General features: G+C 70.6%; 7 protein-coding genes. 4 read left to right on the top strand and 3 right to left on the bottom strand.

Annotated elements, in window-relative coordinates; genetic code table 11:
• Positions 1–891 (top strand): electron transfer flavoprotein subunit alpha/FixB family protein (locus ACZ6S4_RS32855; RefSeq protein ID WP_465478641.1); only part of this gene is annotated, 891 nt, incomplete at its 5' end.
• A gap of 15 nt (positions 892–906) precedes the next feature.
• Here the strand turns inward: ACZ6S4_RS32855 and ACZ6S4_RS32850 are convergent.
• Positions 907–1,911, bottom strand: a complete 1,005-nt coding sequence (locus tag ACZ6S4_RS32850; protein ID WP_465478640.1) for an MBL fold metallo-hydrolase — start codon at positions 1,909–1,911, stop codon at positions 907–909.
• A 194-nt stretch (positions 1,912–2,105) separates the two neighbouring features.
• Between ACZ6S4_RS32850 and ACZ6S4_RS32845 the strand changes: the two genes are divergently transcribed.
• Together ACZ6S4_RS32845 and ACZ6S4_RS32840 are read left to right on the top strand one after the other, a co-directional pair.
• Positions 2,106–3,794: an AMP-binding protein gene (locus tag ACZ6S4_RS32845; protein WP_465478639.1), complete on the top strand. Its 1,689-nt coding sequence runs from the start codon at positions 2,106–2,108 to the stop codon at positions 3,792–3,794.
• Positions 3,787–4,572 carry an enoyl-CoA hydratase/isomerase family protein gene (locus ACZ6S4_RS32840; RefSeq protein ID WP_465478638.1) on the top strand — a complete coding sequence of 262 codons (786 nt, stop codon included), beginning with the start codon at positions 3,787–3,789 and terminating at the stop codon, positions 4,570–4,572. Before ACZ6S4_RS32845 ends, ACZ6S4_RS32840 begins: the two co-directional genes overlap by 8 nt.
• Here ACZ6S4_RS32840 and ACZ6S4_RS32835 read toward each other — a convergent pair whose 3' ends face one another.
• Positions 4,573–4,968, bottom strand: coding sequence for a MaoC family dehydratase (locus ACZ6S4_RS32835; protein ID WP_465478637.1), 396 nt, complete (start codon positions 4,966–4,968; stop codon positions 4,573–4,575). It lies immediately after the preceding gene.
• A complete protein-coding gene (locus ACZ6S4_RS32830) occupies positions 4,965–5,366 on the bottom strand; it encodes an FAS1-like dehydratase domain-containing protein (protein ID WP_465478636.1) in 402 nt (133 codons plus the stop codon). The genes ACZ6S4_RS32835 and ACZ6S4_RS32830 overlap by 4 nt, the downstream gene beginning before the upstream one ends.
• Positions 5,367–5,408: 42 nt before the next feature.
• Here ACZ6S4_RS32830 and ACZ6S4_RS32825 point away from each other — a divergent pair, with 42 nt between their 5' ends.
• Positions 5,409–6,584 carry an acyl-CoA dehydrogenase family protein gene (locus tag ACZ6S4_RS32825; protein WP_465478635.1) on the top strand — a complete coding sequence of 392 codons (1,176 nt, stop codon included), beginning with the start codon at positions 5,409–5,411 and terminating at the stop codon, positions 6,582–6,584.
• The last annotated feature ends 4 nt before the right edge of the window (positions 6,585–6,588 follow it).

Raw genomic sequence — 6,588 nt, 5'->3', positions numbered from 1 at the left:
CTCGAGATGCTGACCATCGCCCGCACCCTGGGTTCGCCCAGCGCGGTCGTTTTCGGGGACGCGTCCGCGCTCGCCGACAAGCTCGGTGAGTACGGCGCCGAGAAGATCTACGCCGCGTCCGGCGACGACATCGAGGGTTACCTGGTCGCCCCGAAGGCATCCGTGGTCGCCGAGCTCATCACGTCGGTCCAGCCGGGCGCTGTGCTGCTGGGCTCGACCCAGGAGGGCAAGGAGATCGCCGGGCGTCTCGCCGTCAAGCTGGACAACGGCCTGCTGGTCGACGCGGTCGAGGTGGCCGCGGACGGCACCGCCACCCAGGTCGTCTTCGCCGGTGCCACGATCGTCAAGTCCAAGGTCACCAAGGGCCTGCCGATCATCACGATCCGCCCGAACTCGGTGACCCCGGCCCCGCAGCCGGCCACCCCGGCCGTCGAGCAGCTCACGGTCACCGTCTCCGAGGCGGACAAGCTGACCAAGGTCGTCGAGCGGGTCGCCGAGCAGAAGGGCTCGCGTCCCGAGCTCAGCGAGGCCTCGATCGTCGTCTCCGGCGGCCGCGGCGTCGGCAACGCCGACAACTTCAAGCTGGTCGAGGAGACGGCCGACCTGCTCGGCGCGGCCGTGGGCGCCTCCCGCGCGGCGGTCGACTCCGGCTACTACCCCCACCAGTTCCAGGTCGGGCAGACCGGCAAGACGGTCTCCCCGCAGCTGTACGTGGCCCTGGGCATCTCCGGCGCGATCCAGCACCGGGCCGGCATGCAGACCTCGAAGACCATCGTCGCGGTCAACAAGGACCCCGAGGCGCCGATCTTCGAGCTGGCCGACTTCGGTGTCGTCGGCGACCTGTTCAAGGTCGTACCCCAGGCCAACGACGAAATCCGCAAGCGAAAGTAGCTCTGGCGGATGCCGTCACGGCGTCCAGGCGACGACGGCTCCCTCGGTGTGCTGCCGGATGCGGCCCTGCGCCTGCAGGACCTGGAGATGAGCGGTGGTTTCCATGACCGCGAGCATCTGGTTGAACGGGTCCAGCTCGAGCAGGCTCCGGCCGCGCCGGGTCCAGCGCAGTACCTGAGCGACCTCGTAGGACGTCGCCGCGCCCTCGCGCACAGCGGTCTGCGTCAGGGCGAGCCGGGTCTCGTGGTGTTCGAGCAGTTCGGCCGTCCGGGCGTGGACGCTGCCACCGGCCGGCCCGTGCGCCGGAAGCATGAGCCGGTCGGGTTCGGCCAGGGTCCGGGCCAGGCTGGCCAGGTAGTCCGCGAGCGGTGACGGCGCCTGATCGGCCTCGAATCCGATCGACGGGGTGATGTGCGGCAGCACGTGGTCGCCGGTGAACATCAGATCGGCTGCGTCGTCGACGTACACGACGTGCCCCCGGGTGTGGCCCGGTGTCGACACCACCCGCAACCGCCGGCCGGCGGTGTCGACGATCTGCGCGTCGGTCAGCCAGTCGTCGGGGTCCTCGTAGTCCGCCGCGTCGACCGTGTGCGGACCGTTGCCGATCAGGAGCTTCACCAGCGACTCGGCCCCCGCGGCGGCCAGCATCCGCAGTTGCGTCGCCAGCGGCTCGACCGTCAGGGAGCGGGACAGTTCCAGGTTGCCGCGCTCGCCCTCGCCGAGGCCGAGCCGCACGCCCGACTCGCGGCGCAGCTCCAGAGCCAGTGACAGGTGGTCGCGGTGGTGGTGCGTCACCAGGCAACGCTCGATCTCGGTGGCGGTCAACCCCAGGCCGGACAGCGCGGCATTCAGCGTATCGGCGGCATGAGCGACCCGCCAGCCGCCATCGATCAGCGCGGCGCCGGACGGGCCGATGATCGCGTACACGTTCACTGCCCGCAGTCCGTCGTCGGGCATCGGCAGCGAGATCCGATGCACACCCGGCGCCACCTCCTCGGTGCCCGGTTCAGTCCAGTCCACGTGTGCTCCTCCTCAGACCGCCGTTCCCCGTGAGCCGGGACGACCCGCGCTCACCGACGAGACACTACGAGAACGCGATCCGTCCGGAATTGGCCCGGGTCGGCGGAGCGCGTCGCGTGACAACTCTTGAAACGTCTTCGTAACTCATCTAACTTTGGTCCAACCATATATTTGGGCGGACCGCGGAGGTAGCGATGACGACGACGACATCCGGCGCGGTGGCGGGTCTGACGCCACAGGAGAGATTCAGCCCTGACCAGATCCGGACCTTCCGCGAAAACGGATGGTGGCGCGACGACACGCTCGTCGGCTACCTGGACCACTGGGCCGACTCGACGCCGGATCGTCCCGCGGTCAGCGACGGGACGCTCGTCCTCGACTACGCGAACCTGCGAGCCCAGGCCTACCGGCTCGGAGCCGCCCTCAAGCGGCTCGGCGTGCGCCGGGGCGAGCGGGTGGCCGTCGACCTGCCCAACTGGTCGGAGTTCGTCGTCTGCTATCTGGCCATCGAGCGGATCGGCGCGATCATTGTGCCGATCATGCCGATCTACCGGAACCGCGAAGTCACCCACTCGCTCAACCAGGCCGGTGTCGTCGCCGTCATCACCACCGGCGAGTTCCGCGGGTTCGACTACGCCCAGATGTTCCGCGACGTGCAGCCCGATGCCCCGGGCGTGCGATTCCGGGTGGTCGTCCGTTCCGAGGCCGGCGACGGCGAGCACCGCTTCGAGGACCTGACCCGGCCCGACCTCGGCACCGGCCTGCCGGATCCGGCCGAACTGGGCGAGCCGAACGGGCCGGACGAGGGCCACTCGATCGTGTTCACCTCGGGCACCGAGTCGACGGCCAAGGGCTGCTATCAGACCTGGAACACCTTCTCCTACAGCGTGCACAACCTTGGCGAGCTCGTGTTCAAGATGACGCCGGACGACGTCGTGTTCATGCCGACGCCGATCACCCACACGACCGGGCTGGTGGTCGGCGCGGCGGTGCCGCTGACCGTGGGCGCCTCCGTACGGCTCATGCCGATCTGGGAGCCCGAGGAAGGGCTCGACATCATTGAGCGGGAGCGGTGCACGATCTCGGCCACCGCCACCCCGTTCGTGCAGATGGCGGTGGCCGCGACCAAGACCCGCCAACGAGACCTGAGCAGCATGCGGATCTGGCTGTGCGCCGGTGCGCCGATCCCGCCGTCGCTGGCCGCGGCTTTCGTGGCCGCTTTCCCGAGTGCGTCCCTGCTGCCGTTGTGGGGCGCGTCCGAAGTGCTCACCGGTTTCTGTTGCCGTCCCGGCGACTCGCTCGAGCGGGTCGCCAGTGCGGACGGAGCGGCGTGGATGCCGGGCATCGAGATCCGGCTGGCCGACCCGTTCGGTAACGACGTGCCGGTCGGCGAGGAGGGCGAGGTGCTCTACCGCGGGCCCGGCCTGATGCTCGGTTACTGGGGCGAGCCGGAGCGCACCGACCACGCCGTCGACGATCAGGGCTGGTACCACTCCGGCGACCTGGCCAAGGCGGACGCCGACGGCTACATCCGGATCAGCGGCCGGTCCAAGGACATCATCATCCGTGGCGGTGCGAACATCAGCGCCGGCGAGGTCGAGGGCTATCTGTACGCGCATCCCAGTGTGGCCGCGGTCGCTTGCGTGGCGTACCCGCACGACCGGCTGGGCGAGGGTGTGCAGGCCTTCATCGTGCTGAACCCGGGCGCGGACGCGCCGGACCTGGCCGAGCTCAAGCGTTTCCTGGTCGAGGAGCAGGGCGTCGCCATCCAGAAGGTGCCGGAGCGCGTGCGGATCGTCGACGCACTGCCGACGACCCCGACCGGCAAGGTGCAGAAGTTCCTGCTGCGCGAGGCGGCCAAGCACGAGGTCGCGGGTGAATGACGCCGAGCCGATCCGGTACGCGGTCGCGGACGGCGTCGCGACCTTGACCCTGAACCGTCCCCGGTCCCGCAACGCGCTGTCCGACGACCTGCTCGACGATCTGATCCTGGCTCTCGGGCAGGCCCGCGACGACGAGGCCGTACGCGTGGTCGTGCTGGCGTCTTCGCACGAGCGGGTGTTCTCGGCCGGTGGCGACCTCAAGGCTTTCGCATCCGACGTCCCGACGGTCACCAAGTACGCCGGGCTGGACCGCTTTCCGCGCCTCTTCCGGCTGCTGGCGGCGCTCGGCAAGCCGGTGATCGCCGCGGTCGGCGGTGACGCGCTGGCCGGCGGATTCGGCCTGGCGCTGGCCTGCGACCTGGTGATCGCCCGGCGCGGGGTCCGGCTGGGCTGCCCGGAGATCAACGTCGGCGCGTTCCCGTTCATGATCTCGGCCCTGATCGACCGGGCGATCGGACGGCTCAAGGCCAACGAGCTCATGCTGCTCGGCGCTCTGATCGACGCCGACGAGGCCTACCGGCTCGGGCTGGTCAACGCGGTGGCCGACGACGCGGATTTCGATGCTGTGGTGGGGGATTGGGCCGCGCGACTCGCGGCGAAGTCGCCGCTGCTGGTGCGGCTCGGGAAGAACGCGCTGACCGCCACCCGCGATCTGCCGCTGGACCGTGCGCTCGACGCGTTGCAGACGCAACTGGCCATCGCGCTCAGCACCGAGGACATCCGCGAAGGTGTGGCGGCGTTCCGCGAGAAGCGGCCGCCCGAGTGGCGGCTGCGCTGATCAGGCTCCGACGGTGATCTCGGCGCTGCCGGTCAGCACGGCTGTACCCGATTGATTGACCGCGGACAGTTCCACCCGGGCCCGCCCGTTCTCGACGCCGACGACCTCGCCGCCGAGCACCAGCGTGTCACCGAGCAGCACCGGCGCGGTGAACCGGACCGTGAACCGGCGCAGGTTCTCGACGCCGCACCAGTCGGTGAGCCAGGCCGCCAGCAGGCCGGCCTGGTACTGGCCCATCGCGATCGGGCGCTCGAATCCGGCCGTACGCGCGAAATCGGGGTCGTGGTGCAGCGGGTTGAAGTCGCCGCCCGCGCCCGCGAACCGCACGACATCGGACTGCGTGACCGGTCCGGCCGTCCGGGCCGGGGGCCGGTCGCCGACCGCCGGCGGCTTCACCGCGCTCCCCGTTCGATGAGAACCTCTCGTTGACGCACCACGACCGCCCCGGCGGCGTCCGTCCACGTCGTCTCCAGCGTGACCACCCGCAACGTCCCGTCCCGCTTGAGCTCGTCAGAGACGACGACCCGCTCGCCGCGCAACCGGTCACCGGCAACGACCGGCCGTTCGTACTGCCACTCGGCCGAACCCACCACCACGCGCTCCCGGGCCAGTCCCAGCGTCGCCAGCAGGGCGGCCTGATCGCGCAGGTGACCGGCCGCGACGGTGTGGGTCGCAGTGGCGAGTGCGCCCTCCGGCGCGACGTGCACACCAGCGCGGGCATCGGTGGCGCGGGCGAATTCCCGGATCTTCCCGCGTTCCACGGCGAGGTCGACGACGTCGATCAGATCGCGCATTGCCGCTCCCAACTTTGGTCCGACCTAATGTATGTTTAACACATGGACGAGCTGGAGTCCCCGGAGGAAGCGGCCTTCCGCGCCCGGGTGCGCGAATGGCTTCCCCCGGCCCTGGCCCGGCTCCCGTGGCCGGAGCCGGCCGACCTGGTGGCCAAGCTGCCCTTCTGGCGGCAGTGGCAGCGCGAACTGTTCGACGCAGGACTGGCCGGGTTGTCCTGGCCGTCCGAGTACGGCGGGGCCGGCCTCGACGCCCGGCTGCGGGCGATCTTCACCGAGGAGGCCGAGGCGGCGGGTGTGCCGGAGCGGTTGAACATCATCGGCGAGGACTTCGCCGGGCCGACGATCGTCGAGTACGGCACCCCGGCGCAGAAGGAACGGTTCCTGCGGCCGATCCTCACCGGCGCCGAGATCTGGTGCCAGCTGTTCTCCGAGCCGGACTCCGGCTCCGATCTCGCGTCGCTGCGGACCCGGGCGGTACGCACTGAGGGCGGCTGGCGGATCACCGGGCAGAAGACCTGGACCAGCCGCGCCCACCTCGCCGCCAACGCGATCCTGCTGGCCCGCACCGGTGGCGGCGAACGACACCGCGGTATCACCTTCTTCCTGCTCCCGATGGACAGCCCGGGGATCACGGTGCGGCCGCTGGCGCACATGCTCGGCGAGGCCGAGTTCAACGAGGTCTTCCTGGACGACGTGTTCGTGCCCGACGACCTCGTCGTCGGTGCGGTGGACGGCGGCTGGAAGGTGGCCATGGGTACGCTCGGCTTCGAGCGCGTCGCCATCGCGACCGGGCGGGTGAACACGCGGCTGGCCGTCGAGGCGATCGTCGAGGACGTCCGCGCGGCCACCACCGCGACCGGTGCCCCGCTCGGCGCCGACCCGCTGGTGCGGCAGACGGTCGCCGACCTCTACGGCCGGGCCCTGGTGCACGCCGCGATCGGCCGCCGGGTGGTCGGGCTGGCCGCGGACGGCGGCCCGCCCGGCCCGGTCACGTCGATCGGCAAGCTCTACTTCTGCCCGCTGGTCGAGGATCTCGCCGACTTCCGGCTGTCCCTCGAGCCGCTCGGCGGTCAACTCGCCGCCGACGACCCCGAGCGGGCCACCGATCGCTGGCTGCGGCTGGCCTACCAGGCCCGCGGCACCGCGATCGCCGGCGGTTCCACCTTCATCCAGCGCAACATCGTCGCCGAGCGGATCCTCGGCCTGCCCAGGAGCTGATGTC

It is taken from the genome of Actinoplanes sp. NPDC051405, from assembly GCF_055586185.1.
Note: the sequence above shows the minus strand (reverse complement) of the source record. Positions and strands in the feature narration are given on the sequence as shown.

Bases quoted from the DNA above. Each gene is read 5' to 3' on its own strand.
- ACZ6S4_RS32825 (WP_465478635.1), top strand. From the start codon at position 5,409: ATGGACGAGCTGGAGTCCCCGGAGGAAGCGGCCTTCCGCGCCCGGGTG.
- ACZ6S4_RS32845 (WP_465478639.1), top strand. From the start codon at position 2,106: ATGACGACGACGACATCCGGCGCGGTGGCGGGTCTGACGCCACAGGAG.
- ACZ6S4_RS32830 (WP_465478636.1), bottom strand. From the start codon at position 5,366: ATGCGCGATCTGATCGACGTCGTCGACCTCGCCGTGGAACGCGGGAAG.